At 73.1% G+C, this 25,011-nt stretch carries 24 protein-coding genes; 11 read left to right on the top strand and 13 right to left on the bottom strand.

Going from position 1 to position 25,011, the window contains the following annotated elements; all coding sequences use genetic code 11:
* Window positions 1-114 precede the first annotated feature (114 nt).
* Window positions 115-375 (top strand): translation initiation factor IF-1, encoded by a 261-nt coding sequence (infA, locus tag GON04_RS13715; RefSeq protein WP_157398639.1) that lies wholly within the window; start codon window positions 115-117, stop codon window positions 373-375.
* Here the strand turns inward: infA and GON04_RS13720 are convergent.
* Both GON04_RS13720 and GON04_RS13725 read right to left on the bottom strand, forming a co-directional pair.
* Window positions 314-949 (bottom strand): DUF4334 domain-containing protein, encoded by a 636-nt coding sequence (locus GON04_RS13720; RefSeq protein WP_181654064.1) that lies wholly within the window; start codon window positions 947-949, stop codon window positions 314-316. The two genes, infA and GON04_RS13720, sit on opposite strands and share 62 nt — an antisense overlap.
* Before the next feature lie 17 nt (window positions 950-966).
* On the bottom strand, window positions 967-1,974 hold the full coding sequence (locus GON04_RS13725) for an asparaginase (protein ID WP_157398640.1): 1,008 nt from the start codon (window positions 1,972-1,974) through the stop codon (window positions 967-969).
* Window positions 1,975-2,151: 177 nt separating this feature from the next.
* On the opposite strand from GON04_RS13725, the gene GON04_RS13730 reads away from it, so the two are divergent.
* The 3 genes from GON04_RS13730 to GON04_RS13740 all read left to right on the top strand — a co-directional run bounded on the left by GON04_RS13730 (window position 2,152) and on the right by GON04_RS13740 (window position 5,533).
* Complete coding sequence (locus tag GON04_RS13730; protein ID WP_157398641.1) at window positions 2,152-3,255, top strand: amidohydrolase family protein; 1,104 nt, start codon at window positions 2,152-2,154, stop codon at window positions 3,253-3,255.
* A 96-nt stretch (window positions 3,256-3,351) separates the two neighbouring features.
* Window positions 3,352-3,615: a hypothetical protein gene (locus GON04_RS13735; protein ID WP_157398642.1), complete on the top strand. Its 264-nt coding sequence runs from the start codon at window positions 3,352-3,354 to the stop codon at window positions 3,613-3,615.
* 91 nt (window positions 3,616-3,706) lie between these two features.
* Window positions 3,707-5,533, top strand: a complete 1,827-nt coding sequence (locus GON04_RS13740; RefSeq protein ID WP_157398643.1) for an AMP-binding protein — start codon at window positions 3,707-3,709, stop codon at window positions 5,531-5,533.
* A 24-nt stretch (window positions 5,534-5,557) separates the two neighbouring features.
* On the opposite strand, the gene GON04_RS13745 is transcribed toward GON04_RS13740, so the two are convergent.
* Window positions 5,558-5,866: a hypothetical protein gene (locus tag GON04_RS13745; protein ID WP_157398644.1), complete on the bottom strand. Its 309-nt coding sequence runs from the start codon at window positions 5,864-5,866 to the stop codon at window positions 5,558-5,560.
* A gap of 221 nt (window positions 5,867-6,087) precedes the next feature.
* On the opposite strand from GON04_RS13745, the gene GON04_RS13750 reads away from it, so the two are divergent.
* The gene (locus GON04_RS13750; RefSeq protein WP_157398645.1) at window positions 6,088-7,266 is read left to right on the top strand and encodes an esterase/lipase family protein; all 1,179 of its coding nucleotides are present in this window, start codon (window positions 6,088-6,090) and stop codon (window positions 7,264-7,266) included.
* A 90-nt stretch (window positions 7,267-7,356) separates the two neighbouring features.
* The gene (locus GON04_RS13755; protein WP_157398646.1) at window positions 7,357-7,635 is read left to right on the top strand and encodes a hypothetical protein; all 279 of its coding nucleotides are present in this window, start codon (window positions 7,357-7,359) and stop codon (window positions 7,633-7,635) included.
* 35 nt (window positions 7,636-7,670) lie between these two features.
* Here the strand turns inward: GON04_RS13755 and GON04_RS13760 are convergent, their stop codons facing one another.
* From GON04_RS13760 to GON04_RS13780, 5 genes are all read right to left on the bottom strand, one after another.
* The gene (locus tag GON04_RS13760) at window positions 7,671-9,638 is read right to left on the bottom strand and encodes a hybrid sensor histidine kinase/response regulator (RefSeq protein WP_157398647.1); all 1,968 of its coding nucleotides are present in this window, start codon (window positions 9,636-9,638) and stop codon (window positions 7,671-7,673) included.
* Window positions 9,631-10,089, bottom strand: a complete 459-nt coding sequence (locus GON04_RS13765; protein WP_157398648.1) for a response regulator — start codon at window positions 10,087-10,089, stop codon at window positions 9,631-9,633. Before GON04_RS13765 ends, GON04_RS13760 begins: the two co-directional genes overlap by 8 nt.
* A 3-nt stretch (window positions 10,090-10,092) precedes the next feature.
* Window positions 10,093-12,291: an ATP-binding protein gene (locus tag GON04_RS13770; RefSeq protein ID WP_157398649.1), complete on the bottom strand. Its 2,199-nt coding sequence runs from the start codon at window positions 12,289-12,291 to the stop codon at window positions 10,093-10,095.
* Window positions 12,272-12,910 (bottom strand): biliverdin-producing heme oxygenase, encoded by a 639-nt coding sequence (locus GON04_RS13775; protein ID WP_157398650.1) that lies wholly within the window; start codon window positions 12,908-12,910, stop codon window positions 12,272-12,274. The genes GON04_RS13770 and GON04_RS13775 overlap by 20 nt, the downstream gene beginning before the upstream one ends.
* A gap of 140 nt (window positions 12,911-13,050) precedes the next feature.
* Window positions 13,051-14,016: an AEC family transporter gene (locus GON04_RS13780; protein WP_181654065.1), complete on the bottom strand. Its 966-nt coding sequence runs from the start codon at window positions 14,014-14,016 to the stop codon at window positions 13,051-13,053.
* Between the two features lie 182 nt (window positions 14,017-14,198).
* Here GON04_RS13780 and GON04_RS13785 point away from each other — a divergent pair, with 182 nt between their 5' ends.
* Window positions 14,199-16,289, top strand: coding sequence for an ATP-dependent helicase (locus GON04_RS13785; RefSeq protein WP_157398652.1), 2,091 nt, complete (start codon window positions 14,199-14,201; stop codon window positions 16,287-16,289).
* Window positions 16,290-16,291: 2 nt separating this feature from the next.
* A complete protein-coding gene (locus tag GON04_RS13790) occupies window positions 16,292-16,699 on the top strand; it encodes a hypothetical protein (protein WP_157398653.1) in 408 nt (135 codons plus the stop codon).
* Window positions 16,700-16,710: 11 nt separating this feature from the next.
* Here GON04_RS13790 and hmpA read toward each other — a convergent pair whose 3' ends face one another.
* Entirely contained in the window at window positions 16,711-17,895 is a 1,185-nt protein-coding gene (hmpA, locus tag GON04_RS13795) for an NO-inducible flavohemoprotein (RefSeq protein WP_181654066.1), read from the bottom strand.
* 95 nt (window positions 17,896-17,990) lie between these two features.
* Here hmpA and norR point away from each other — a divergent pair, with 95 nt between their 5' ends.
* Complete coding sequence (gene norR, locus GON04_RS13800) at window positions 17,991-19,598, top strand: nitric oxide reductase transcriptional regulator NorR (RefSeq protein ID WP_157398654.1); 1,608 nt, start codon at window positions 17,991-17,993, stop codon at window positions 19,596-19,598.
* Here the strand turns inward: norR and GON04_RS13805 are convergent, their stop codons facing one another.
* On the bottom strand, window positions 19,599-20,396 hold the full coding sequence (locus GON04_RS13805) for an exodeoxyribonuclease III (RefSeq protein ID WP_157398655.1): 798 nt from the start codon (window positions 20,394-20,396) through the stop codon (window positions 19,599-19,601). It abuts the gene before it with no gap.
* 10 nt (window positions 20,397-20,406) lie between these two features.
* Here GON04_RS13805 and pyrE point away from each other — a divergent pair, with 10 nt between their 5' ends.
* Together pyrE and GON04_RS13815 are read left to right on the top strand one after the other, a co-directional pair.
* Window positions 20,407-21,087 carry an orotate phosphoribosyltransferase gene (gene pyrE / locus GON04_RS13810; protein WP_157398656.1) on the top strand — a complete coding sequence of 227 codons (681 nt, stop codon included), beginning with the start codon at window positions 20,407-20,409 and terminating at the stop codon, window positions 21,085-21,087.
* Between the two features lie 10 nt (window positions 21,088-21,097).
* Window positions 21,098-21,775, top strand: coding sequence for a DUF4124 domain-containing protein (locus GON04_RS13815; protein WP_157398657.1), 678 nt, complete (start codon window positions 21,098-21,100; stop codon window positions 21,773-21,775).
* Here the strand turns inward: GON04_RS13815 and gatB are convergent, their stop codons facing one another.
* From gatB to gatC, 3 genes are read right to left on the bottom strand one after another with little or no spacing between them, the layout of a single operon-like run.
* Window positions 21,776-23,221 carry an Asp-tRNA(Asn)/Glu-tRNA(Gln) amidotransferase subunit GatB gene (gene gatB / locus GON04_RS13820; protein ID WP_157398658.1) on the bottom strand — a complete coding sequence of 482 codons (1,446 nt, stop codon included), beginning with the start codon at window positions 23,219-23,221 and terminating at the stop codon, window positions 21,776-21,778.
* Window positions 23,218-24,687: an Asp-tRNA(Asn)/Glu-tRNA(Gln) amidotransferase subunit GatA gene (gene gatA / locus GON04_RS13825; RefSeq protein WP_157398659.1), complete on the bottom strand. Its 1,470-nt coding sequence runs from the start codon at window positions 24,685-24,687 to the stop codon at window positions 23,218-23,220. Before gatA ends, gatB begins: the two co-directional genes overlap by 4 nt.
* Complete coding sequence (gene gatC, locus GON04_RS13830) at window positions 24,684-24,983, bottom strand: Asp-tRNA(Asn)/Glu-tRNA(Gln) amidotransferase subunit GatC (protein WP_157398660.1); 300 nt, start codon at window positions 24,981-24,983, stop codon at window positions 24,684-24,686. Before gatC ends, gatA begins: the two co-directional genes overlap by 4 nt.
* Window positions 24,984-25,011 lie beyond the last annotated feature (28 nt).

The raw sequence follows: 25,011 nt of genomic DNA on the forward strand, positions 1-25,011 counted from the left end.
CCGCCCCCGCGGCGGTGCCCGGATTTGCCCGCGCGACGGCTGCCCGGCTCCCGGGCGCCCTACCCCGTTTTCCCCACATTGCCTGCATGCCGACGCGCATGCCAAAGGATTGCCATGGCGAAGGAAGAATTGATCGAAATGCGTGGCAAGGTGGCCGAGATCCTGCCGGACTCGCGCTGCCGCGTCATCCTGACCAACGGCCACGAACTGGTGGCCTACACCGGTGGAAAGATGAAGAAGCACCGCATCCGCATCATCGCGGGTGACGAGGTGACGCTGGAGATGTCGCCCTACGACCTGACCAAGGGGCGCATCATGTTCCGGCATCTGCCCGATCGCCGGCCGCCCGGCGGCGCGCCGCACCACCGCCGCTGAGCCCCGCCCCGCCGCCGGCGGGGTCGCACGCCTGCGCCTCGCGGCGCAGCACGAAGAACAGCGGCTGCGGCTGGCCGCGCAGTTCCATGGCGCCCAGTACCGTGTCGGCGTCGACACGGCGGAACACGTCGCGCACCGGCAACGTGTCGTAGAGCATCGCCGCCGTGCGGCAGCCGCGGTGCTCCAGCATCCGCAGGCGCGCCCGCGGACGGCCGGTGGCCAGCAGCGGCAGCAGCGGCCAGGCCAGCCGGGCGGCCGCGGGCGATGCCAGCCAGCGCCAGTGCATCCACAACGGCAGCAGCGGCCGCGCCCAGGTCGGGTCGATCGGCAGCAGGGCGCCGGCGCGCGTGCGCATCACCAGCGGGTCCACCGCGTCGTCGCTCTCGAAGCGCTTGCCGTGCCAGTGCCAGGCGGCCAGCACGCCGTCCAGCGGATGGCCGGTCGGGAACCCGCGGCCGGCCCAGCCGCCGCGCAGGTCGGTGGTGGCCACCGGCCCGAGCGCATCGAACAGTGCCAGCGCCTCGGCGGCGCTGGCACGGCCGGCGGCGAGCGCGGCCTCGAACGACGCGGACACGGCCGCCTGCGCCCGCTTCAGTCGCCGGCGCGCAGCCGGAACACCGCCTTGCGCTCGCCCACCTGGGTGCCGCGCGCATTGGCGACCGGCTCGGCACGCCAGGGCCGCAGCTCCTCGCGCTGGCGCGCGTCCAGCCAGCCAAGCTGGTCCAGCACGGCGACCGTGGCGGCGAACAGCGCGGTCTTGTTGCCGTCGATCACCTTGATCGCGAAGGCCTGGCCGCGGCTCACGCTGCCCACCGCCTGCACGCCGTCGGCGCCGACCTTGGTGACCCAGTCGCCGCGGCCGGCGCGCATGAAGGCCAGGTCGCTGCGGCCGGTGCCCGACACCAGGTCGGGCCGCGCCACCATGGCCTGCGACAGGGTCGCGAAGCTGGCGCCGAACTCGGGATCGCGGGCGCCGCTGGCCAGGCGCGCGTAGGCCCGCGCCAGGTGCGACAGCGGCAGCGCGAAGTTGGGCGCCGAGCAGCCGTCGATGCCCAGCCGCAGGTCCTCCGGCGCCAGCCCCGCGGCCCGTGCCACGTTGCGCCGGACCGCCTGCTGCAACGGGTGGCCGGGCGCCAGGTAGCTGGCCGTGGGCTGGCCGTGCTGCACGCACCAGGCGAGGAAACCCGTGTGCTTGCCGCTGCAGTTGTGGTGGCGTTCGTCGACGGTGGCCGGCGCCGGGCCGACGCCCAGCTCCACGTAGTACGGCACGTGGCAGCCGCACTGCAGCGCCCGGTGCGTGAGGCCGATGCGGCCCAGCATGCCCTGCACGCGCTCCACGTGCATCGGCTCGCCGTTGTGGCTGGAACACAGGAGGGCGACCTCCTCGGGGCCGAAGCCGAACTGCGCCGGCCCACCGGCCTGCAGGAAGGGCAGCGCCTGCAGGGCCTTGAGGGTCGAGCGGGTGAAGGTGAGCCAGTGCGGATCGCCCGCGTGCGCGAGCAGCCGGCCCTGGGTGTCGGTCACCGCGACGGCACCGAAGTGCTGGCATTCCAGCGTGCCGCCGCGGGAGATGTCGATCAGGGGGACGAGAGTCGTCATGCCCGGATTGTCGCTGCCGCGCCACTGGCCGCCAGCGCCGGACCCGACCGTTTGGTTGCATGCCAACACGCCCGCGCGCCACGCGGGAACCCCCGTTGACAGCCGCGTGGCCGGCCGACAGAGTGCCCGCACCACAACGACAAGGCAGCGCGCACGGCGCGGCCGATGGAGACAAGCATGGACGATTCGCTTCCCCTGCAGGCGCGCCTGCGCCATTGCGCCGAGTGCGCGCCCGCCGGTCCGTCGCGGCGCGGCTTGCTGCTCGGGGCGCTGGGCAGCGCCGCGCTGGCCGCCTGCGCCACCCCGGCCGCCGGCCCGGCCGCCACGGGCGCCGCGGCCCCGGCCCAGCGCATCGACGTGCACCACCACCACACGCCGCCGGCGTGGCTGACCGCCGCGCGCACCCGCGGCATCGCCGACGGCCCCGCGGTCAACTGGACGGTGCAGCGCTCGCTGGCCGACATGGATGCCGCCGGCGTCGCCACCGCCATGCTGTCGGTCACCACGCCCGGCGTGGTCCTGTCCGGCATGGACCGCGACGCCACCCGCCGCCTGGCGCGCGAGTGCAACGAGTACGGCGCCCGGCTGGTGTCCGACCACCGCCCGCGCTTCGGCCTGTTCGCCGCGCTGCCGATGCTGGACACCGAGGGCGCGCTGGCCGAGATCGCCTATGCGCTGGACGTGCTGAAGGCCGACGGCATCGGCCTGCTCACCAGCTACGGCGGCGACAAGTGGCTGGGCGACCCGCAGTTCTTCCCGATCATGGAGGAGCTGAACCGGCGCAAGGCGGTGGTCTACACCCACCCGACCACGGCCAACTGCTGCGGCAACCTGCAGGCCAACGTGCAGCCGGTGATGATCGAGTTCGGCACCGACACCACCCGCACCATCGCCTCGGTGCTGTTCAACGGCAACGCGCGCCGCTTCCGCGACATCAAGTGGATCTTCTCGCACGCCGGCGGCACCATGCCGTTCCTGGTCGAGCGCTTCGTGCGCAACCCGATTCTGGTGCCCAGCTCGGCGCAGCTGTTCCCCGAGGGCGTGCTGCCCGAGCTGCAGCGCTTCTACTACGACACCGCGCAGGTGGCCAACCCGGCCGCCCTGTCGGCGCTGACCAAGGTGGTGCCGCTGTCGCAGATCGTGTTCGGCTCCGACTACCCGTACCGCACCAGCCTCGACCACGTGAAGGGGCTGCGCAGCGCCGGCGTGTTCAGCGAGGCCGACGTGCAGCGCATCGAGCGCACCACGCCGCTCGGACTGTTGCCGCGCCTGCGCGGTTGACAGGGACAACCCGCCCGCGGCCCTGACAGGCCGTAGCGGACTTTGCAGGCGAGACATGCTGTCGGGCTGCCCGGCAGGGCAGGATGGGGGACCACCATGCAGTACCCCTCCCGCCTGTCCCGGTCCCTTCGCTGGGCCGCCCTGCTCGCCGTCGCCGTCGCGGCCAGCGGCTGCGCCGTCTATCCCGCCTATCCCTCCTATCCCTACGGGCAGCCGGTCGCCGTCGCGCCCGCCCAACCCGGGGTGGTCTACGCCCCGGCGCCGGTCGTGGTCGCCCCGCCGGCGTACTACGCGCCGCCGCCCGTGTACCTCGGCTTCCGCTTCGGGTACGGCTACGGCGGCCGCTACCACCGGCACTGAGCGGGCGCGCACCGGGCCGCCCGGCTGCGGGTAGGCCCCGGTGCGGCCGCGCGCGAGCGGGCCGGACAATCGGCGCCGACAAGGAGCTCCCATGCGGTCCATCACCGGCCCGGCCGACATCGAGGCGATCGAGGCGCAGGCGGCCGAGCCCCCGGCCCGCTCGCCCTATGGCCTGATCGCGGCCGCCGCGCGGCGCTTCCCGCAGCGCACCGCCCTGGCCTTCCTGCCCTTGGCCGACCTGGCGCAGGCGGCCGAACGCACCACCTACGCCGAGCTGCTGGCGGCCATCCACCGGGCCGCCAACCTGTTCCGGTCGCTGGGGGTCGGCCCGACCGACACGGTGGCCATCCTCGCGCCCAACATCCCGGCCACGCAGGCGGCCCTGTGGGGTGCGCAGCTGGCCGGGCGTGCCTGCCCGATCAACTACCTGCTGCAGCCCGACCACATCGCCGCCCTGCTGCGCGCCAGCGGCGCCAAGGTGCTGGTGGCGCTGGGCCCGTCGGCCGAGCTGGACATCTGGTCCACCGCCCAGGCGGTGCGGGCGCTCGCGCCGCTGCCGCTGGTGGTGCTGCGGGCGCCCGGCGGCCAGGTGCCGGACGGCATCGACTTCGCCGCCGCCTGCGCCGGCCAGCCGGCCGAACCCGTCTTCGAGCCGGTCCTGGCGCCGGACCACGTGGCGGCCTGCTTCCACACCGGCGGCACCACCGGCGCCCCCAAGCTGGCGCTGCACACCCAGGGCAACGAGGCCCACACCGGCTGGCATGCGCACGCCTTCTACGGTTTCGACGAGCACACCGTCGAGGTCAACGGCTTCCCGCTGTTCCACGTCGCCGGCGCCTTCGTCTACGGCCTGGCGCTGCTGGCCATCGGCGCCACCCAGCTGCTGCCCACCCTGACCGGCATGCGCAACGCCGCCTTCGTGCGCCAGTACTGGAAGTTCTGCCAGCGCGAGGGCGTGACCGCGCTGGCCTGCGTGCCCACCATCCTGGCGACGCTGGCCAACACGCCGGTCGACGCCGACACCAGCCGGATCCGCGTGGCCTACACCGGCGGCTCGCCCCTGCCCAGCGAACTGGCGGCGCAGTTCGAGGCCCGCACCGGCATCCCGGTGCGCAACATCCTGGGCATGACCGAGTGCGCCGGGCTGCTCACCATCGAGCCGTTCGCGGCGCCGCGCGTGCCCGGCTCCACCGGGCTGCGGCTGCCGTTCACCGAGGTGCGGGTGGTGCCCTGGCGCGACGGCGCGGCGCAGCTGGACGAGCGCTGCGCCACCGGCAGCACCGGCGTGGTCGTGGTGCGCGGCCCGCACGTGAGCCCCGGCTACAGCGACCCGGCGCGCAACGCCGGCATGTTCGAGCGCGGCTGGCTGGTCTCGGGCGACCTCGGCCACCTCGACGCCCAGGGCTACCTGCACGTCACCGGCCGGGCCAAGGACATCATCATCCGCGGCAGCCACAACATCGATCCGGGGCTGGTCGAGGACGCCTTCCAGGCCCACCCGCAGGTGGCGCTGTGCGCGGTGGTGGGCGAGCCCGACGCCTATGCGGGCGAGGTGCCGGTGGCGTTCGTCACGCTGCGCCCGGGCTGCACGGCCGACCCGGCGGCGCTGCTGGCCGCGGTCGGGCCGAAGGTCTACGAACGGCCGGCCGTGCCCAAGCGGGTGACGGTGCTGCCGGCGCTGCCGATGACGGCGATCGGCAAGGTCTACAAGCCGGCGCTGCGCCTGCTGGCGATCGAGGCGCGCCTGCGCGAGGAGTTGGCCGGGCTGGGGCGACCGGTGGCGGTGGCGGCGCTGGAGCGCGGCGGCACGCCGGTGGCGGTGCTGACGTTCAGCGGCCCCGACGAGCCGGCGCTGCGGGCCGCCGTGCAGCAGCGGCTGGGCGCGATGGCGCTCACGCTCGAGATCGTGTTCGCCTGAGCGCCCGGCCGCGGCCGCGCCGCGTCAGGGCTTGGCGGCGGTGGACTGCTGCCGCTCCTTCTCCTTGGCCGTGGTCACGTCGACCTTGGGCACCGTCACGGTCCTCTCCTCGGTCTTCACGGTCGGCACGTTGACGGTCTTCTCTTCCTTGCTCACCTGCACGTCCGGGCCCTTGACGTCGTACTTGGGCAGGGTGACGTTGCCTTCCTGGGTCTTCTGGACGTCGTACTTGGGCGCCGTCACGTTGCCTTCCTGCGTCTTCTTGACGTCGCAGGCGGCCAGGCCCAGGGCGGTGGCGGCGGCGAGGGCGGCGATGGTGATGGTCTTGTGCATGTGGAACTCCCTTGATGTCGTGGTCGAACGGGGCGGCGGCGGTCCGCCGTCCCTGCTGGCAGTCTGGCCGGGCGGCTCCAGCGCGACTGTAGGAAGCCGGCCCCGGCGCCTGTCCGGGTGCGGCGCGGCGGTCCTGCAGGCCGCGGCCGTCCATCTGTCACCCTCCTCCTACGTGCCCCGCCAGCCCGGCCGCCTAGGATGAGGCGAACCGCTCGACCGCCGTGCCAGCCGATCCGAACCGTCCCGCCCCGCTGCACCTGCCGCGCGAAGCCGCCGCGACCGTGCGCGACGTGCGTGGCGGCGTGCGGCTGGCGGTGGACGGCCTGCGCACCGCCATCGGCGGGCTGGAGACCGTGCACCAGCGGCTGGCCCACATCGAGCCGCCGGTGCGCGGGCTGCGCGTCGTGCCGCCGCAGCGCGGCTGGGCCTCCGTCGTGTACCGCGGCCTGCGCGGCAGCACCGACCTGCTGGGCGGCGGGCTCGACCTGGCGCTGGCGTCGCTGCAGGCCTCGCTGCAGGACACCCGCGCCCTGCGCCATCCGAGGCAGCCGGTGGCCGGTCGCGAGGCGCTGGTGGCGGCCCTGAACGCCTGGCTCGGCGACCACCTGCACCGCACCGACAACCCGCTGGCCATCCCGCTCGAACTGCACCAGCGCGACGCGCCGAGCCGCCCGCGCGTGCTGGTGCTGGTGCACGACCTCGGCCTGGACGACCTGCACTGGCGCCGCCACGGGCACGACCACGGCCAGGCGCTGGCCGGGGCGCTGGAGGCCACGCCGCTGTACGCCCTGTACAACAGCGGCCGCCATGTCTGGGCCATCGGCCGGGAACTGGCGAACGAACTGGAGGCGCGGCTGGGGCGCTGGCCCGTGCCGCTGGAAGGCGCGACGCTGGTCGGCCACGGCCTGGGCGGGCTGGTGCTGCGCAGCGCCCTGCACCAGGCGCTGCGCTCCGGTCTCGCCTGGCCTGGGCACGTGCGCCACCTGGTGTACCTGGGCACGCCGCTGCGCGGCGCGCCCGCCTGGGACGCCCAGCGGCCGTTCGCCGCCGGCGGCCTGGGCGCGTCGGCGCTGGTCGGCCCGCTGGCCCGGCTGGCCGGGCGCCGCAGCGACGGCATGCGCGATTTCAGCGAAGGCCGCTACCTGGAACTGGAGCCGCCGCCGGCCGACCCCGACCCCTTGCCGGCCGCCATCACCGACCATGCGATCGCCGGCGCGATCGGCGCCGGCAGCGACGACGGCCTGGTGCCGGTGGCCAGTGCGCTGGGCCAGGACGGCCCGGCCGGCACTGCACTGCCACCGGACGAGGCGCACCGCTGGATCGCCACCGGCGTCGACCATCTCGGCCTGCTGGGCAGCGAATCGGTCTACCAGACGATGCGCCGCTGGCTGGCGGCCTGAGGGGCGGGGTGCGCACAGGGCGCTGCGCCCGGCGCTGACAACCGGCGCCCTCCCTGCGTCGCATAGTGGGATGCAAGGAGTCCAACGGTCATGAGCTATCTACCCAAGGCGCAAGAGCAGATGAACGGCGACCTGCTGCTGCCCGAGACCACCAAGCTGTTCCTGCACCGCGTCGTGCACGACCTGCAGGCATCGCTGGCGGCATCCGGCCAGTCCGGCGGCCAGGACGGCGTCGCGCTCACCGCCTTGCAAGGCGCCCTGGGACCGTGCCTGGAACCGTTGCCCACCGTGCGCGAGGTGCTGGACCTGCCCGACCCCGAGGTCGAGCGGCGCGGCCGCAACCTGCTGCGCGTCAGCCTGCCGCGCTAGGCCGGCGCGCCGCTGCCCCGCCGGTTCACGCCGGCTCAGGCCGTGCGCTCGGCGTGCGTCGCCAGCGCCTTCTGCAGCGCGGCGTGGATCGCCTGCGGTTCGGCCGGCTTGACCAGGTGGCCCGAGAAACCCGCCATCGCCGACCGCTGCAGGTCGGGCGTGGCCCCGTAACCTGACAGCGCGACGACCGGCAGCGACCGGCTCAGGGCGCGCCCGACGTCGATGCCGCTGCCGTCCGGCAGGCCCAGGTCGGTCAGCACCACGTCGAATGCGCGCTGGCGCGCGGTGCGCACCGCCTCGGCGCAGGTGCCCACGTGCGTGACCTGGTAGCCGTAGGTCTCCAGGCACATCACGATGGTCTCGGCGGCGTCGTGGTTGTCCTCCACCAGCAGCAGGCGCCAGCCGCCCGCCTCGTCCCGGGCCTCGGGGCCGGTGCCGACCGCCGCCGCCGCGGCCTCCGGCTGCACGTGGCTGCGCAGGCGAAGCGTGAAGGTGGCGCCCTGGTCGCGGCCGGCGCTGGCCGCCGTGAGCTCGCCCTTGTGCTCGGCCACCAGGCCGCGCGCGATGGCCAGCCCCAGGCCCAGGCCGCCGAAGCGCTGCGAGACCTCGCGGTCGGCCTGCTCGAAGGCGCTGAAGATGCGCGGCAGCGCCTCGGCCTCGATGCCGATCCCGGTGTCGCTGACCTCCAGCACGATGTGCGCGCCGTCCAGGCGGGTGCGCACCTCGATCCGGCCCTCCTCGGGGGTGAACTTGATGGCGTTGCGCAGCAGGTTCCACAGCACCTGCTGCAGCCGGGCCTCGTCGGCCGCGACCTCGGCCCGCGCGGCCTCCAGCCGCAGGTGCAGCTGCAGCCGCTTGTCGCGCAACTGGCCTTCCAGCATGTCGAGCACCACCTGCACCAGCTCGTGCAGGTCGACCACGCGCGGCTTCAGGCTCACCTTGCCGGCGGAGATGGCGGTCAGGTCCAGCAGGTCCTCGATCAGGCGGGCCTCCAGCGCCACGTTGCGCTGGATCATGGGCAGCAGGTTCTGGTACTTGGGCGGCACGCTGGCGGTGCGCTCCAGCAGGTGGGCAGCGGTCGCGATCGGCGACAGCGGGGTGCGCAGCTCGTGCGACAGCACCGCCAGGAACCGGTCCTTGGCCTGGTTGGCGCGCTCGGCCTCCTCCTTGGCCGCCCGCAGCGCCTCGGCGTCGCGGTAATCGGCGGTGGCGTCGCGCACGATCTTGGAAAAGCCGTTGTGCGCCTCGTCGTCGCTGTACAGCGGCATCAGCACGCCCTCGGCCCACAGCCGCAGGCCGTCGCGCCGCATCAGCCAGCGGTTGTCGTCGGCCTTGCCCTCGCGCAAGGCGTCGCGCATCTCGCGGGCGAAGGTGCCGGCGGCCCGGTCCTCGGGCGTGAACAGGATCTCGGCCGAGCGGCCCACGATCTCGTCGCGCCGGTAGCCGAAGATGTCCTCGGCGGCCTGGTTCCACGAGCGGATGGTGCCGGCGCGGTCGACCAGGATGACCGCGTAGTTGCGCAGCGCGTCGACCACCCGCGCGAAGACGGCGTTGGCCTCGCGCAGCTGCACCTGCACGGTCTCGCGCGCCTGGCGCTGCGCCACCTCGCGCAGCGCGCGGTCGATCACCAGCGGCAGCCGCACCAGCCGGCTCTTGCTCACGTAGTCGGTGGCGCCGCGCTTGAGCATCTCGACGGCGTTGTCCTCGCCGATCACGCCCGAGACGAAGATGAACGGCACCCGCGGGTTGCGGGTCCGCGCCTCGGCCAGCGCCAGCTCGCCGGAGAAGCCCGGGATCTCGTAGTCCGACAGGATCAGCTCGTACGAGCCGGCCGCGAGCGCGCCGACGTAGCCGGCCTCGTCGCGCACCACGTCGAGCACGGCGCGCGGGTACGAGGCGAGCAGCGCCTCGCGCAGCAGTTCCGCATCGAAGCGCGAGTCCTCCAGCAGCAGCACCCGCAGCGGCCGGTCGTGGAAGCCCGTCTCCGGCAGGTGTTCATTCATACCGTCGACTGGCCTTCTGGGACCCAGGCGGGGGCTCGTTGACGACCGCCCAGAACACGCCCAGGTCGGCGATGGCGGTGACGAACTGCCGGAACTCGACCGGCTTGACCACGTAGGCGTTGACGCCCAGCTCGTAGCTGCGCACCACGTCCGACTCCTCCTGCGAGGAGGTCAGCATCACCACCGGGATGCTGCGCAGGTGGCTGGTCGCGCGCACCCGCTGCAGCACCTCCAGCCCGTTGACCTTGGGCAGCTTGAGGTCCAGCAGCACCACCGCCGGATTGCCCTCCTGGCGCTCGCGGAAGTCGCCCTCGCGCAGCAGGTAGTCCAGTGCCTGGGCGCCGTCGCGCACCACGATGACTTCGTTGGCCAGCTGGCTGCGCTCCAGCGCCACCAGCGTGAGCTCCAGGTCCCGCTTGTCGTCCTCGACGAGAAGAATCGGTTTGAGCATGGTTCAGTCCTCTCCTTGTTCACGGGGCTTTGCATCCCCTTTGCCTGCCGGCAGGGAGAAGCCGAACACCGCTCCCTGGTCCGGTTCGCCGCGCGCCCACACGGTTCCGCCGTGGCGCTCGACGATCCTCCTCACGCTGGCCAGGCCGATGCCCGTGCCCTCGAAATCCTCGGTCTGGTGCAGCCGCTGGAACACCCCGAACAGCTTGCCCACGTACTTCTGCTGGAAGCCGACGCCGTTGTCCTCGACCTCGATGCCCTCGCCCTCGGGGCCGCGCACCGCGCGCACGCGCACCAGGGCCCGCGACCGGGTGCGGGTGTACTTGGCGGCGTTGCCCAGCAGGTTGCGCAGCGCCACCTGCAGCAGGAAGGGGTCGCCCCACAGCACCGGCAGGTCGCCGGCCACCTGCCACTCGATGGCGCGCGCCGGCTCCTGGCGCGCCAGCTCCGCCACCAGCTCCTCGACCAGCACGTGGGTGTCGACCCGCTTGCGCTTGAGCGCCGAGCGGCCCATGCGCGAGAAGTCGAGCAGCGCGTCGACCAGGTGGCCGGCGTACGCCGCCGCCTCCTTGACGTGCGACAGGTAGCGCATCGAGCGCTCGGACAGCTGCTTGCCTTCCATGTCCTGCACCAGGTCGACGTAGCCGGCGATGTGCCGCATCGGCGCGCGCAGGTCGTGCGAGACGGTGTACGAGAAGGCCTCCAGCTCCTTGTTGACGCGCCCCAGCTCGGTGGCCACCTCGGCCAGCTCCTCGGCCCGCCGCAGCACGATGCCGATCAGCGCATGGCGCAGCTCGCCGGCGGCCGCCAGCTCGGCGGGCGACCAGGGCAGCGAACGTCCGCGCAGCTGCTGCTGCCAGCTGGCGAAGCTGCGCCGCGGATGGATGCGGCCGTCGCCGACCGTGGCCTCCTTGCGCGGGTCGCCGGCCCACCGGATGGTGCGCACCAGCTCGGGCCGGAACCACAGCACCAGGTGGCGGTGCACCTGCGAGATCGAGACCGCCAGCACGCCGCAGGCGCGTTCGCGGAACGCCGCCGCGGGCGGGAACTCCTGCACCAGCCGGTCGCAGGCCCAGGTCTCCACGCCCTTGCCCGCGATCCAGTGCGCCAGCGCCGCGATCTGCTCGCGTTCCGGCGTCTCGCCGGCGGTCCAGCAGTCGTCGTTGAGCACCACGGCGGCGCCGCCGGCCCGCGCCATGTGCAGCAGCAGGCCGGGCTCGCCGGCCAGCTGCTGCAGCGTGGCGTCGCTGTCGGCCAGCTGCGCCACCAGCTGCAGCGTCAGGCGGCGTAGCTCCAGCCGCTGCGCGACCTCGGCGTTGTCTTCCTTGGCGCCGATCTGCAGCGACAGCAGCCGGCCCAGGTGCTCGCAGGCGGCGCGGGTCTGGAACGGCAGCTGGCGCGGCGCGTGGTCGTGGCAGGAGATCAGGCCCCACAGGCGGTCGCCGACCACGATGGAGACCGACATCGAGGCCAGCGTGCGCATGTTGCGCATGTACTCCAGGTGCACCGGCGACACGCTGCGCAGGTGCGCGTGCGACAGGTCGAGCGAGGCCGGCTCCCAGCCGGCCTCCACGCCCAGCAGCGGCACCGGCCGGTAGCTGGCGTCGGGGATCAGCCGGATGTGGTTCAGGCGGTACAGCTCGCGCGCCTGCGCCGGCACGTCGGCGCCCGGGAAGCGGTGGCCCTGGTAGGAGTCGTAGCCGGGGTCGATGCACTCGGCCAGCACTTCGCCGTGGCCTTCCTCGTCGAAGCGGTAGACCAGGGTGCGGCCGAAGCCGGTCAGGCGCTTGATCTCGCGCGCCGCCAGGTCGGCCAGTTCGGCGACCGAGCCGGCGCGCTGCAGCAACGGCAGGAAATGGCGCGCCAGCGAGTAGATGGGGGCCTGGGTGCCGGCCTCGTCGACCGCCGGCTCGAACTCCAGCAGCACCAGCGCGCCGCTGCGGTGGCCCAGGACATCGAGCGGCGCGCCGTCCACGTCGACCCGGCCGAGCGCGGCCGGCCCTTCGCCGTCGAGGGCGGCCAGCCGCGCGCCGACCAGGCCGGCGGCGCGGCGTGCCGCGTCGGCGCCGGCCCAGTTGGCGCTCCAGGCCACCAGCGCGCCGTCCGGGCCGAGCACGGCCATCCGGCCGTGCGGCTGGATCGCGCCCGGCACCCGGATCGGCTCGCTCGCACAGAGGGCGAGGTCAGGCAGCGGCGCGTTCATGCAGCAGCGAATCGAAGGTGGCGATCAGTCCGTCGAAGGTGGCCACGGCGGCGCGCACGGCGCCGGCCTGGCCGGCCGGATCGGCGTCGAGGGCATCGGCCAGCAGGCGCTGGAACGCGCGCCAGCGCGCGGCGGTGCCGGCGCCGCCGCCGTGGAAATAGGCCAGGCCGTGCTCGGGCCGCAGCCCGAGGTGGCGCTGCACCTGGGCCGCGATGACCTGGCCGCCGAGGGCGGATCCTTCCAGCACATAGAGCGAGCCGAGCGCCTCGGCCGGGCCGGCCAGCGGCGGCACGCGGGCCAGCCACGGCAGGGCCGGCAGGCCCAGCGCGCCCAGGTCGCGCCGCGCCAGGGCGGCCCGGCGGCCCGCGGTGAACCAGGGCTGCAAGTGGAGCGGCAGCGCGCGCAGCAGGCGCGGCTCCCAGACCGCCAGGAAGGCGTCGAAGCCTTGCAGCACCCGCCCGTAGTGCGCACGGCCGAAGCCCTGGCGCAATCCCAACTGCGACTCGATCGCTGCGTGCCGGCCGGCGGTGGCCTGGCGCAGCAGGTCCAGCGTCGTGGCACCGGCCCCCGTCAGCTGCCGGACGCTGGGCACCGGCTTGTCATCCTGCTCTCGAACCATTCAACATCCAAGATTCGTCCCGCCCCCGCGGACAAAGCGACGAATCTGCCAGAGGAGCCCTCGCGGCCGTGTAGGAGGATTCCGACACCGGTCGTCGGAGCAGCCCGGGCCTGCGTGCCGGACCCGGCGCGGGGAGCGCGCTAGCGCAGGAGGGCGACCGCGCCCGAGAAGGTGACGAAGGCGGCGGCCGTGGTCAGCAGGATGATGCGGGCGATGCGGCCGTTGTCGGCGCCGAAGCGCTCGGCCAGCAGCGACACGTTGCTGGCGCTCGGCAGCGCCGCCACCAGCACCATCACGGTGAGGGCGAACCGGTCCAGCGGCAGCCGCACGGCGATGGCCAGCAGGCCGACGCCCAGCACCAGCAGCGGGTGCAGCACCAGCTTGGCGGCCGCCACCGGCACGAAGTCGGCCGCCGGCGGCGCCGCCTGCTCCTGCGCCGCCGCCACCATCTGCGAGCGGGCCAGCACGGCGCCGATGGTGAACAGGGCCACCGGCGAGGCGGCGTCGGCCAGCATGCCGATCAGGGCTGCGACCGGCTTGGCCGGCACCAGGTCCAGGGCCGACGCGGCGGCGCCCAGCACGATGGCCCAGGGCATCGGGTTGGTCGCCACGCCGCGCAGCGCCCGCCGCGCCGCCTGCGCCGAGCCGTGCTGGTCGGCGCCGTCCAGCCGCGACAGCCCGATGCACAGCGAGGTGGTGACCACCAGGTCGATCAGGATGGTGAGGATGGCCGGGCCGGCCGCCGCCGGGCCGAGCAGCGCCACCAGCAGCGGCACGCCCATGAAGCCGGTGTTGGGGAACGCCGCCACCAGCGCGCCGAAGGCGGCATCGTTCCAGCGGATGCGCTCGTTCAGGGTGAAGGTCACCGTGCCGCCGACCATCAGCAGGGCGCACGGCAGGTAGACCGCCAGCGCGGCGCCGTCGAACAGCTGCGCCACCGGCGTGCTGGCGCCGAACCGGTACAGCATGCAGGGCAGCGCGAAGAACAGCACGAAGGTGTTCAGCCCGCCGATCGCCTCCAGCGGCAGCATGCGGCGGCGGGCGGCCAGGTAGCCGCACAGCACCAGCGCGAAGAAGGGAAAGGTGACCTGCAGGATGGCCAGCACGGCAGCGATTGTCGGGGCAACGCCGGCCGGCACTTTGTCGCCCTGCTGACGCCTGCCGGCCACGCGCCTGCCGCCGCCGCGCGGGTGCACACGCGGCGGCACTTTGTCGCGCCCTCCCCGGAACGCGGCCGCTATCATCGGCCGCTCGCCCGCCCGCCCCCTCCCCGAGCAGTCCCCCCCGCATGTCCGGCCTCAACCTCGCGCAGCAGGATGCCGTCAACTACCTGCATGGCCCCTGCCTGGTGCTGGCCGGCGCCGGCTCGGGCAAGACGCGGGTGATCACGCACAAGGTGGCGCGCCTGATCCAGACCGGGATGGACGCCAAGCGCATCCTGGCCATCACCTTCACCAACAAGGCGGCCGCCGAGATGCGCGAGCGCGCCAAGTCGCTGATCGGCAGGCCGGCCAAGGACGTGGTGATCTGCACCTTCCACGCGCTGGGCGTGCGGCTGCTGCGCCAGGACGGGCAGGTGCTGGGCCTCAAGCCCCAGTTCTCCATCCTGGACGCCGACGACGTCACCTCCATCCTGAAGGACGCCGGCGGCACCACCGACGCCGCCACCGCGCGCCAGTGGCAGTGGGCGATCAGCCTGTGGAAGAACATGGGGCTGAACGCGTCGCAGGCGCTGGCCCAGGCCAAGGACGACAACGAGCGCGTCACCGCCACCATCATGGCGCGCTACGAGGAGCGGCTGGCGGCCTACCAGAGCGTCGACTTCGACGACCTGATCGGGCTGCCGCTCCGGCTGCTGCAGGAGCACGACGAGGTGCGCGACAAGTGGCAGCGCCAGCTCGGGCACGTGCTGGTCGACGAGTACCAGGACACCAACGCCACCCAGTACGAGCTGCTGAAGCTGCTGGTGGGCGCGCGCGGCGGCTTCACCGCGGTGGGCGACGACGACCAGTCGATCTACGGCTGGCGCGGCGCCACGCTGGACAACCTGCGGCGCCTGCCGCAGGACTATCCGCAGCTGAAGGTGATCAAGCTGGAGCAGAACTACCGCTCCACCAGCGCCATCCTGCGCGCGGCCAACAACGTCATCCAGCCCAACCCCAAGCTGTTCCCCAAGACGCTGTTCTCGGAGCTCGGCGAGGGCGAGCCGGTGCGCATCGTCGACTGCGACAACGAGGAGCACGAGGCCGAGCGCGCGGTGGCCCGCATGCTGTCGATCCGCGCCAGCGGCGGCGGCAAGGACTGGAAGGACTTCGCCGTGCTGTACCGCGCCAACCACCAGGCGCGCATCTTCGAGCAGGCGCTGCGCAAGGCGCAGGTGCCCTACAAGGTGTCCGGCGGCCAGAGCTTCTTCGACCGCGCCGAGATCCGCGACCTGTGCGCCTGGCTGCGGCTGTGGGTCAACGAGGACGACGACCCGGCGTTCCTGCGTGCGGTGACCACGCCCAAGCGCGGCATCGGCCACCAGACGCTGGCCAGCCTGGGCACCTTCGCCAACCAGTACAAGCTGAGCCTGTTCGGCGCGCTGTTCTCGTCCTCGCTCGGCGCCGTGCTGTCGGCCCGCGCGCTGGGCAGCCTGCAGGAGTTCGGCCGCTTCGTGAACGACCTGCAGTTCCGCGCCCGCCGCACCGAGGGCGCCGAGGACGCCAAGGCCTTCCTGACCGACTGGCTCAAGGACATCGGCTACGAGAAGCACCTGTACGACAGCGAGGAGAGCGAGAAGCTGGCCGCCTCGCGCTGGACCAACGTGCTGGAGTTCTGCGACTGGATGGCGGCGCGCTGCGGCGGCCAGATCGATGACACGGCGGGCGTGCAGGTCGCCAGCGAGAAGAAGACCCTGCTGGAGGTGGCGCAGACCATCGCGCTGCTGTCCACCATCAGCGAGCGCGAGAAGGACCAGAACGTGGTGACGCTGTCGACGCTGCACGCCTCCAAGGGCCTGGAGTGGCCGCACGTGATGCTGGTCGGCTGCGTCGAGGGCATGCTGCCGTTCAAGCTGGGCGACGACGACAACCCGGGCGGCAAGGCCGACGGGCCCATGAGCGAGGGCATCCTGCAGCGCCTGCAGGAGGAGCGGCGCCTGATGTACGTGGGCATCACGCGGGCCCAGCGCTCGCTCGCGGTGAGCTGGACCAAGCGGCGCAAGAAGGGCCGCGAGGTCGTGGCGGCGCAGCCCAGCCGCTTCATCGCCGAGATGGCGCTGGAAAAGGCCACCACCCGGGAGGACCCGCGCGAGAAGCTGCGCGCGCTGCGGGCCGAGTTCGCGAAGAAGAGCGCCGACAGCGCAGCCGCCGCGGCCGCGGCGCAGGGACCGGCCTGAGCGTGCGCGCCGCGCGGCCGTTGCTGTTCGCGCTGGTCGCCGTGACGGCGGCGGCGGCGCACGCGCAGGCGCCCTGCCCGGCGCCGGCCGACGTGCAGCCGCTCGACCTGGTGGGGCTGTGGCGGGCCGAATTCGAGGGCGGCGGCGGCGCCACGCTGCTGCTGGAGCCGCACCGCGAGTACGCGCAGAGCCTGTCGGGCGAGGTGAACCGCAACGGCGAGCGCGCCCGCGTCGCCGCCGACCTGGACGACGGCGCCTTCACGCTGGAGGAGTCGGTCGACGGCCAGCGCATCGCCGCCACCTGGCAGGGCGATCTGGTGGCGGACTCCTGCGGCCGCGAGATCCGCGGCACCCGCAGCGGCGGCTGGGACCGCAGCCTGCCGTTCGTGCTGCGCCGCCTCGGTCGCTGAGGCGGCCGGCCTCAGGCCGCGCGCAGGTCTTCCAGCGGGCCGAAGAACTCGTAGCGCAGCTGCTGCTGCGGCACGCCCAGGTCGAGCCCGCTGCGGTAGACCGACTGCATGAAGGGCTTGGGGCCCAGCAGGTAGAGGTCGACGTCGCGGTCGCCCGGCAGCTGCTGCGCCAGCAGCTCGCGGGTGACGAGGCCTGTGGCGTGCGGCCGGTCCTCCGCGCGCGGCCGGTCGTACACGTAGGTCACGCGGACGTTGGCGTGGCGGGCGGCGATGGCGTCGACGCGCTGGCGGAACGCGTGCACGCGGCCGTCGCGGGCGGCGTGGATGAAGCGGATCGGCCGGCCGCCGGGCGCGGCCGCCTCCAGCATGCTCATCGCCGGGGTGATGCCGACGCCGCCGGTCACCAGCACCAGCGGCCGCTGTGCGTCCTCGGCCAGGGTGAAGTCGCCGCAGGGCGCGAGGGCGTCGATCGGCGTGCCGACCACGGCCGTGTCGTGCAGCCAGCCCGAGGCCTTGCCCTGGGGCTCGCGCTTGACGCTGATGCGGTACCAGGGCTTGCCCGGCGCGTCCGACAGCGAGTAGTTGCGGCGCATGGTCTCGCCGTCGATGGACAGCACCAGCGTCAGGTACTGGCCGGGAACGAAGGCGAGCAGCGGCCCGCCGTCCACCGGCTCGAGGTAGAACGAGGTGATGACGTCGCTCTCGGCGACCCGGCGCGCCACGCGGAACGCGCGCTGGCCGCGCCAGCCGCCGTCGCGGGCCGCGTTGGCGGCGTAGACCTGCTCCTCGGCGGCGATCAGCAGCTTGGCCAGCTCGCCGTAGGCGGCGCCCCAGGCGTCGATGATCTCGTCGGTCGCGGCGTCGCCCAGCACGTCCTTGATGGCGCGCAGCAGGCACTGGCCGACGATGGGGTAGTGCTCGGGCAGCACGCCCAGCGCGGCGTGCTTGTGGATGATGCGCGGCAGCGCGCCGGCGATCTCGCCCAGGCGGTCGATGTGGGCCGCATAGGCCAGCACGGCGCCGGCCAGGGCGCGCGACTGGGTGCCGCTGGCCTGGTGGGCCTCGTTGAAGAAGGCCTTGAGCTCGGGATGCTCGCCGAGCATCACGGTATAGAAGTGGCGGGTGATGGCCTCGCCGTGCTGCTGCAGCGCGGGAACGGTGGCCTTGATCAGGGTGATGGCGTGGGGTGACAACATGGCAGTCCTGTCTCACGATCCGTGCCAGCCCTGCAGCGCGCGCAAGTCCTTGTCACGGCACGGAATTGCCGGCCTGTGGTCCAATCGACCACGAGATGTTCGCAGTCGATTCCACAACGGCGGCGGTCGAAACGACCACCGCAGCCCCTCCCTCCCCCACCTCCGACACCGAGCGCTTCCAGCAGCTGCTGGCGGCCGCCAAGCGGGCCGTGCGCTGCGATGCGGTCGCCCTGCTGCAGCTCGAGGCCGGCGTGCTGACGCCGGTGGCCGTCGACGGCCTGAGCCTGGAGACCCTGGGCCGGCGCTTCGCGGTGGCGGCGCACCCGCGCCTGGCCCGGCTGGTCGAGAGCGCGTCGGTGCTGCGCTTTCCCGCCGACTGCCCGCTGCCCGACCCCTACGACGGCCTGGTGCTGGGGCAGGCGAACCTGCTGGCCGTGCACGACTGCATGGGCGCGCCGCTGCACGTGGGCGGCCGCCTCTGGGGATTGCTGACCTTCGACACCCTGGCCGCCGGCACGCTGGCGGCGGTGGCCACCAGCCAGGTCGAGGCGGTGGTGCGCCTGATCGAGTCGGGCCTGGAGGCGGTCGAGACCCTGCGCGCGGTGCGGGCCCAGGCCGCGCGCGAACAGGCCGCCGCGCGCGCCTGGCAATCGGCCCATGCGCCGGCCCGCGAGCTGCTGGGCACCAGCCCGGCGATGCAGCGGCTGCGGGCCGAGATCGACACCGTGGCCGCCTCCGACCTCACCGTGCTGGTGCTGGGCGAGACCGGCGTCGGCAAGGACCTGGTGTCCCAACGCCTGCATGCCGCCTCGCTGCGGCGCGACCGGCCCCTGGTGCAGGTGAACTGCGCCGCCCTGCCCGAGTCGCTGGCCGACAGCGAGCTGTTCGGCCACCGCAAGGGCGCCTTCACCGGCGCGGTGCAGGACCGGGTGGGCAAGTTCGAGCTGGCCGACGGCGGCACGCTGTTCCTCGACGAGGTGGGCGAGCTGCCGCTGGCGGTGCAGGCCAAGCTGCTGCGCGTGCTGCAAAGCGGCGAGGTGCAGCGGCCCGGCAGCGACCGGCTGGTGCAGGTGAACGTGCGCGTGGTCGCGGCCACCAACCGCGACCTCGGCGAGGCGATCCGCCAGGGCCGCTTCCGGGCCGACCTGTACCACCGGCTGGCGGTCTACCCGCTGGTGGTGCCGCCGCTGCGCGAGCGCGGGCGCGACGTGCTCACCTTGGCCGGCGGCTTCCTGGAGGAGAACCAGCACCGCCTGGGCGCGCGCAACCTGCGCCTGGCGCCCGAGGCCAAGGCGGCCCTGCTGGCGCATGCCTGGCCCGGCAACGTGCGCGAACTGGAGCACGTGCTCAGCCGCGCCGCCCTGCGCGCGGTGGCCGAGCCGCGCCGGCCGGCGCGCTGGGTGTCGATCGAGCTGCGCCACATCGCGCTCGAGGGGGCGCCGCCGCAGGCGTTGCCGGCGCCCTCCCCGCTGGCCGCGCGTCGGCCGGAACCCGCGCCGGACCCGATGCCGAACCTGCCGGCCGGGCCGGGGCAGACCCTGCGCGCGGCGACCGAGGACTTCCAGCGGCGCTGGATCCAGGCCAGCCTGGCGCGCCACGCCGGCCAGCCCAGCCGGGCCGCGGCCGAGGCCGGCATGGACCGCAGCAACTTCCACCGCCTGCTGCGGCGGCTCGGGTTGGCGACGACGCCGCCGGCCGGCTGATCAGCCCAGCCAGCCCATTTCGTAGCCGACCGTGATCGGCGCGTGGTCGGAGAACTTCTCGGCCTTGTAGATCGCCTCGCTGCGCGCCAGCTGCGCCACCGCCGGCGTCGCCAGGTGATAGTCCAGGCGCCAGCCGACGTTGTTGGCGTAGGCCTGGCCGCGGTTGCTCCACCAGGTGTAGCTCTCGTCGGTGGTGTCGGGACGCAGCTGCCGGTAGACGTCGACCACGCCGTGCTCGTCGAGCAGCCGGGTCATCCAGGCCCTCTCCTCGGGCAGGAAGCCGCTGTTCTTGCGGTTGCTGCGCCAGTTCTTCAGGTCCTGCTCCTTGTGGGCGATGTTGACGTCGCCGCACAGCACGAACTCGCGCTCGGCCTTGGTGCGCAGCAGGTGCGGCTCGAAGGCATCGAGGAAGCGGAACTTGGCCTGCTGCCGCTCCTCGCCGGAGGAGCCGCTCGGGAAGTAGGCGCTGATGACCGAGAAGCGGCGCGCCGGCGTGTCGAAGCGCAGTTCGACGTAGCGCCCCTCGGCGTCGAATTCGTCCGAACCGAAGCCCACCACCACCTCGCTGGGCTCGTGCCGGCTGTAGACGCCGACGCCCGAGTAGCCCTTCTTCTGGGCGAAGTGGAAATGGCCCTTCAGGCCGGCCAGGCTGTCGAAGCGGCCGGCGATGTCGTCGGCGCCGGCCTTGACCTCCTGCACGCAAATACAATCGGGGCTCGCCTTTGCGAGCCATGCCTCCACGCCCTTGCTGGCGGCCGAACGGATACCGTTGAGGTTGAGGCTGGTCAGTTTGAACAAGGAATTTCCCATGCTGGCAGCGCCCCGCCAGGACAGCCTGGCGCAGGACTTCGTGCAGTTCTCCGTGGAAGCCGGCGTGCTGCGCTTCGGCGAGTTCAGGACCAAGGCCGGTCGGATGTCCCCGTATTTCTTCAACGCGGGGCTGTTCGACGACGGCGCCAAGCTCGGCCAGCTGGCGCAATTCTATGCACGCCGCATCCTCGCCTCCGGCATCGAGTTCGACATGCTGTTCGGGCCGGCCTACAAGGGCATCCCGCTGGCCGCCGCGGTGGCGATCGAACTGGCGCGCGACGGCCGCAACGTGCCCTACGCGTACAACCGCAAGGAAGCCAAGGACCACGGCGAGGGCGGCACCCTGGTCGGCGCGCCGGTGCGCGGGCGGGTGCTGATCGTCGACGACGTGATGTCGGCCGGCACCGCCGCGCGCGAGTCCATCGCCCTGATCCGCGCCGCCGGCGCCACCCCGCACGCGGTGGCCATCGCCCTGGACCGGCAGGAGAAGGCGACCGAGGACGGTCGCGACGTCGACCACAGCGCCGTGCAATACGTGCGCAATCAGCTCGGTCTGCAGGTGTGCGCGATTGCCAGGCTGGCCGACCTGCTCCAGTATCTCGAGCGCCACGCTGGCGAGGAACTGGGCGAGCACCACGCACGGGTGGAGGCCTACCGCCGGCGTTACGGCGTGGAGTGACGACGGGGACATGGCATTGCGCGGCAGGGGCATCTGGTGGGTCGGGTTGGCGGTCGCCGCCGCGGGCGGAGCGGCATCGGCCCAGGCCCTGCCGGGATCCGTCATCTATTCCTGCGTCGATGCCCGGGGCCAGCGCATCACCTCCGACCGTCCCAACATGGAGTGCCTGGACCGCGAGCAGAAGCAATACGGCAGCAGCGGCATCGTCCGCGGCCGCCTGGCCCCCTCGCCCACGGGCGACGAACGCGCGGCCGAGGAGGAGCGGGTGCGCAGGGCCGAGGAGGACCGGGCCCGCGACATCGAGCGCAAGCGGCGTGACCGCGTGCTCCTGAACCGCTACCCCGACGAGGCCAGCCACCGCAGCGAGCGCGACGACGCCCTGTCGCGCGTCGACAGCGCCATCGCCACCGGCGAGCGGCGCGTGACCGACCTGCAGCAGCAGCGCGAGCAGCTGGCCAGGGACGAGAAGTCGGCCGGCACCGACGTCATCCAGCAGAACCGCATCCGGCGCGCCATCGAGGAGAACGAGCAGAACCTGGCGGCGCAAAAGCGCCTGCTGGCGGCGCAGGCCGAGGAGCGGCAGCGCATCACGCGGCGCTTCGACGACGAGCTGGGGCGCCTGAAGTCGCTCTGGGCCCAGAACGCCGCCAGCCTGCCGGCCAACGGCGCCTCCCGGCCGCGCCGCTGATCAGCCCGCGAGCTTCTTGCGCAGGAGCTCGTTCACCTGGGCCGGGTTGGCCTTGCCCTTGGTCGCCTTCATGGCCTGGCCGACCAGCGCGTTGAACGCCTTGTCCTTGCCGGCCTTGAACTGCGCCACGTTGTCGGCGTTGGCGGCCAGGATGCCGTCGAGGATGCGGTCCAGCTCGCCGGTGTCGCTCATCTGCCGCAGGCCCTTGGCCTCGATCAGGGCATCGACGTCGGCGCCCTCGCCGGTCCACAGGGCCTCGAACACCTGGCGGGCAGCGTTGTTGGAGATGGTGCCGTCGTGGATGCGGCCGATCAGCGCGCCCAGCGTGGCGGCCGGCACCGGCGAGCGCTCGATGGCCAGCTCCTGCGCGTTCAGCCGGCGCGACACCTCGCCCATGATCCAGTTGCTGGCCAGCTTGGGCTGGCCGCAGGCCTTGGCGGCGGCCTCGAAGTAAGCCGCCATCGCCGGGCTCTGGGTCAGGGTGGTGGCGTCGTACTCGGGCAGGCCGTAGGTGGCCACGAAGCGCGCCGCCATCGCACGCGGCAGCTCCGGCATGGCGGCGCGCACGCGCTCCACCCAGTCGGGCGCGACCACCAGCGGCGGCAGGTCGGGATCGGGGAAGTAGCGGTAGTCGGCCGCGTCCTCCTTGGTGCGCATGGCGCGCGTCTCGCCGGTGTCGGGATCGAACAGCACCGTGGCCTGCCCGATGGCGCGGCCGTCCTCCAGCTCGCCGATCTGCCAGCGGATCTCGTAGTCGATCGCCTGCTGCATGAAGCGGAAGCTGTTCAGGTTCTTGATCTCGCGCCGCGTGCCCAGCGGGCCGCCGGGGCGCCGCACCGACACGTTGGCGTCGCAGCGGAAGCTGCCCTCCTGCATGTTGCCGTCGCAGATGCCGATCCAGGTGACGATCTTGTGCAGCTCCTTGGCGTAGGCGACGGCCTCGTCGGTGGAGCGCATGTCGGGCTCGGTGACGATCTCCAGCAAGGGCGTGCCGGCGCGGTTCAGGTCGATGCCGGTCTGGCCGACGAAGTCCTCGTGCAGCGACTTGCCGGCGTCCTCCTCGAGGTGGGCGCGCACCAGCCGCACCGACTTCCTCTCCTCGCCCAGCAGGAACTCCACCACCCCGCCCTGCACCACCGGGATCTCGTACTGGCTGATCTGGTAGCCCTTGGGCAGGTCGGGATAGAAGTAGTTCTTGCGCGCGAACACGCTGCGCGGCGCGATGGTGGCGCCGACGGCGAGCCCCAGCTTGATGGCGCATTCGACCGCGCCGCGGTTCATCACCGGCAGCGTGCCGGGCAGCGCGAGGTCGACCGCGCTGGCCTGGGTGTTCGGCTCGGCGCCGAAGGCCGTGGCGGCGCGGCTGAAGATCTTGGAGTGGGTGGCCAGTTGCGCGTGGGTCTCGAAGCCGATCACCACTTCCCAGCCCTGGACCAGCTTGCTCATTGCAGGCCCTCCGGCTGGCGCAGGTGGAACTCGGTGGCCTGCTGGTACTGGTGGGCGGCGCTGAGCAACCGGGCCTCCTGGAAATAGTTGCCGATCAGCTGCAGGCCGACCGGCAGCCCGCCCTCGCCGAAGCCGCACGGCAGGCTCATGCCCGGCAGGCCGGCCAGCGAGGCGGGCAGGGTGAAGATGTCGGCCAGGTAGTCGGCCAGCGGATCGCCGCCATGCCCACCCAGCTTCCAGGCGACGCTGGGCGCCACCGGGCCGGCGATCAGGTCGCACTGCGCGAACGCGGCCTGGAAGTCGTCGGCCACCATGCGGCGGATCTTCTGCGCCTGCAGGTAGTAGGCGTCGTAGTAGCCGTGCGAGAGCACGTAGGTGCCGATCATGATGCGGCGCTTGACCTCGTCGCCGAAGCCCTCGGCCCGGGTCTTGCGGTACATGTCGACCAGGTCGTCGTACTGCGCCGCGCGGTGCCCGAACTTCACGCCGTCGAAGCGCGACAGGTTGGACGAGGCCTCGGCCGGCGCGATGATGTAGTAGACCGGGATCGACAGCTCGGTGCGCGGCAGCGAGATCTCGACCAGGCGCGCGCCCAGGCGGACGAACTGCTGCAGCGCCGCGTCGATGGCGGCACGCACGTCGGCCGCCAGGCCCTCGCCGAAGAACTCCTTCGGCACGCCGATGCGCAGGCCGTCCAGCGACGCGCCCAGGCCGCGCGTGTAGTCCTCGGCCGGCAGGTCGAGCGAGGTCGAGTCGCGGTCGGGGTCGGGGCCGCACATCGCCGACAGCAGCAGCGCGCAGTCCTCGGCGCTGCGCGCCATCGGGCCGGCCTGGTCGAGGCTGGAGGCGAAGGCGATCATCCCGTAGCGCGAGGCGCGGCCGTAGGTCGGCTTGATGCCGGTGATGCCGCAGAACGCGGCCGGCTGGCGGATCGAGCCGCCGGTGTCGGTGCCGGTGACGGCCGGCGCCAGCCGGGCGGCGACCGCCACCGCGCTGCCGCCGGAGGAGCCGCCCGGGATGCGGCTGGTGTCCCAGGGATTGCGGGCCGGCCCGAAGGCCGAGTTCTCGTTCGACGAGCCCATGGCGAACTCGTCGCAGTTGAGCTTGCCCAGCGTCACGGTGCCGGCTTCGGCCAGCTTGCGCACCACGGTGGCGTCGAACGGCGACCGGTAGCCGGCCAGCATGCGCGAGCCGGCGGTGCTGGGGAAGTCGCGCGTGACGAAGATGTCCTTGTGGGCGATCGGCACGCCCAGCAGCGGCGCCGGGTCGCCGGCCGCCAGCCGCTGGTCGGCGGCCCGGGCCTGCGCCAGCGTGACGTCCTCGTCGGTGGCCAGGAAGGCGCCCAGCCCCTGGTGGGCCTGGCCGCGGGCCAGGAAGTGCTGTGCGACCTCGACGGCCGAGACCTGCTTGTCGCGCAGGCGCTGCGCCAGGGCGGCGACGGACAGCTGGTGCAGGGCGTCGCTCATTCGATCACCTTGGGCACCAGGAACAGGCCGGCTTCGACGGCCGGCGCGCTGCGCTGGTTGGCCTCGCGCGCATTCGGCTCGCTGGCGACGTCGTCGCGCAGGCGCAGCTGGACCTCCTGGATGGCGGCGACCGGGTGCGCCAGCGGCTCGATCCCCGCGGTATCCACAGCCCGCATCGCCTCGACGATGCCGAAGAAGCCGTTGATCTGAGTGAGCATGCGCTCGCTTTCGGGCGGTTGCAGCTCCAATCGCGCCAGGTGCTGCAGGCGGCGGATGTCGTCGGGGGTCAGGGCCATGGCGAAAAACGGGGGCGAAACCAGTTGT

The organism is Ramlibacter pinisoli, assembly GCF_009758015.1.
In the GTDB taxonomy this organism is placed as follows: domain Bacteria; phylum Pseudomonadota; class Gammaproteobacteria; order Burkholderiales; family Burkholderiaceae_C; genus Ramlibacter; species Ramlibacter pinisoli.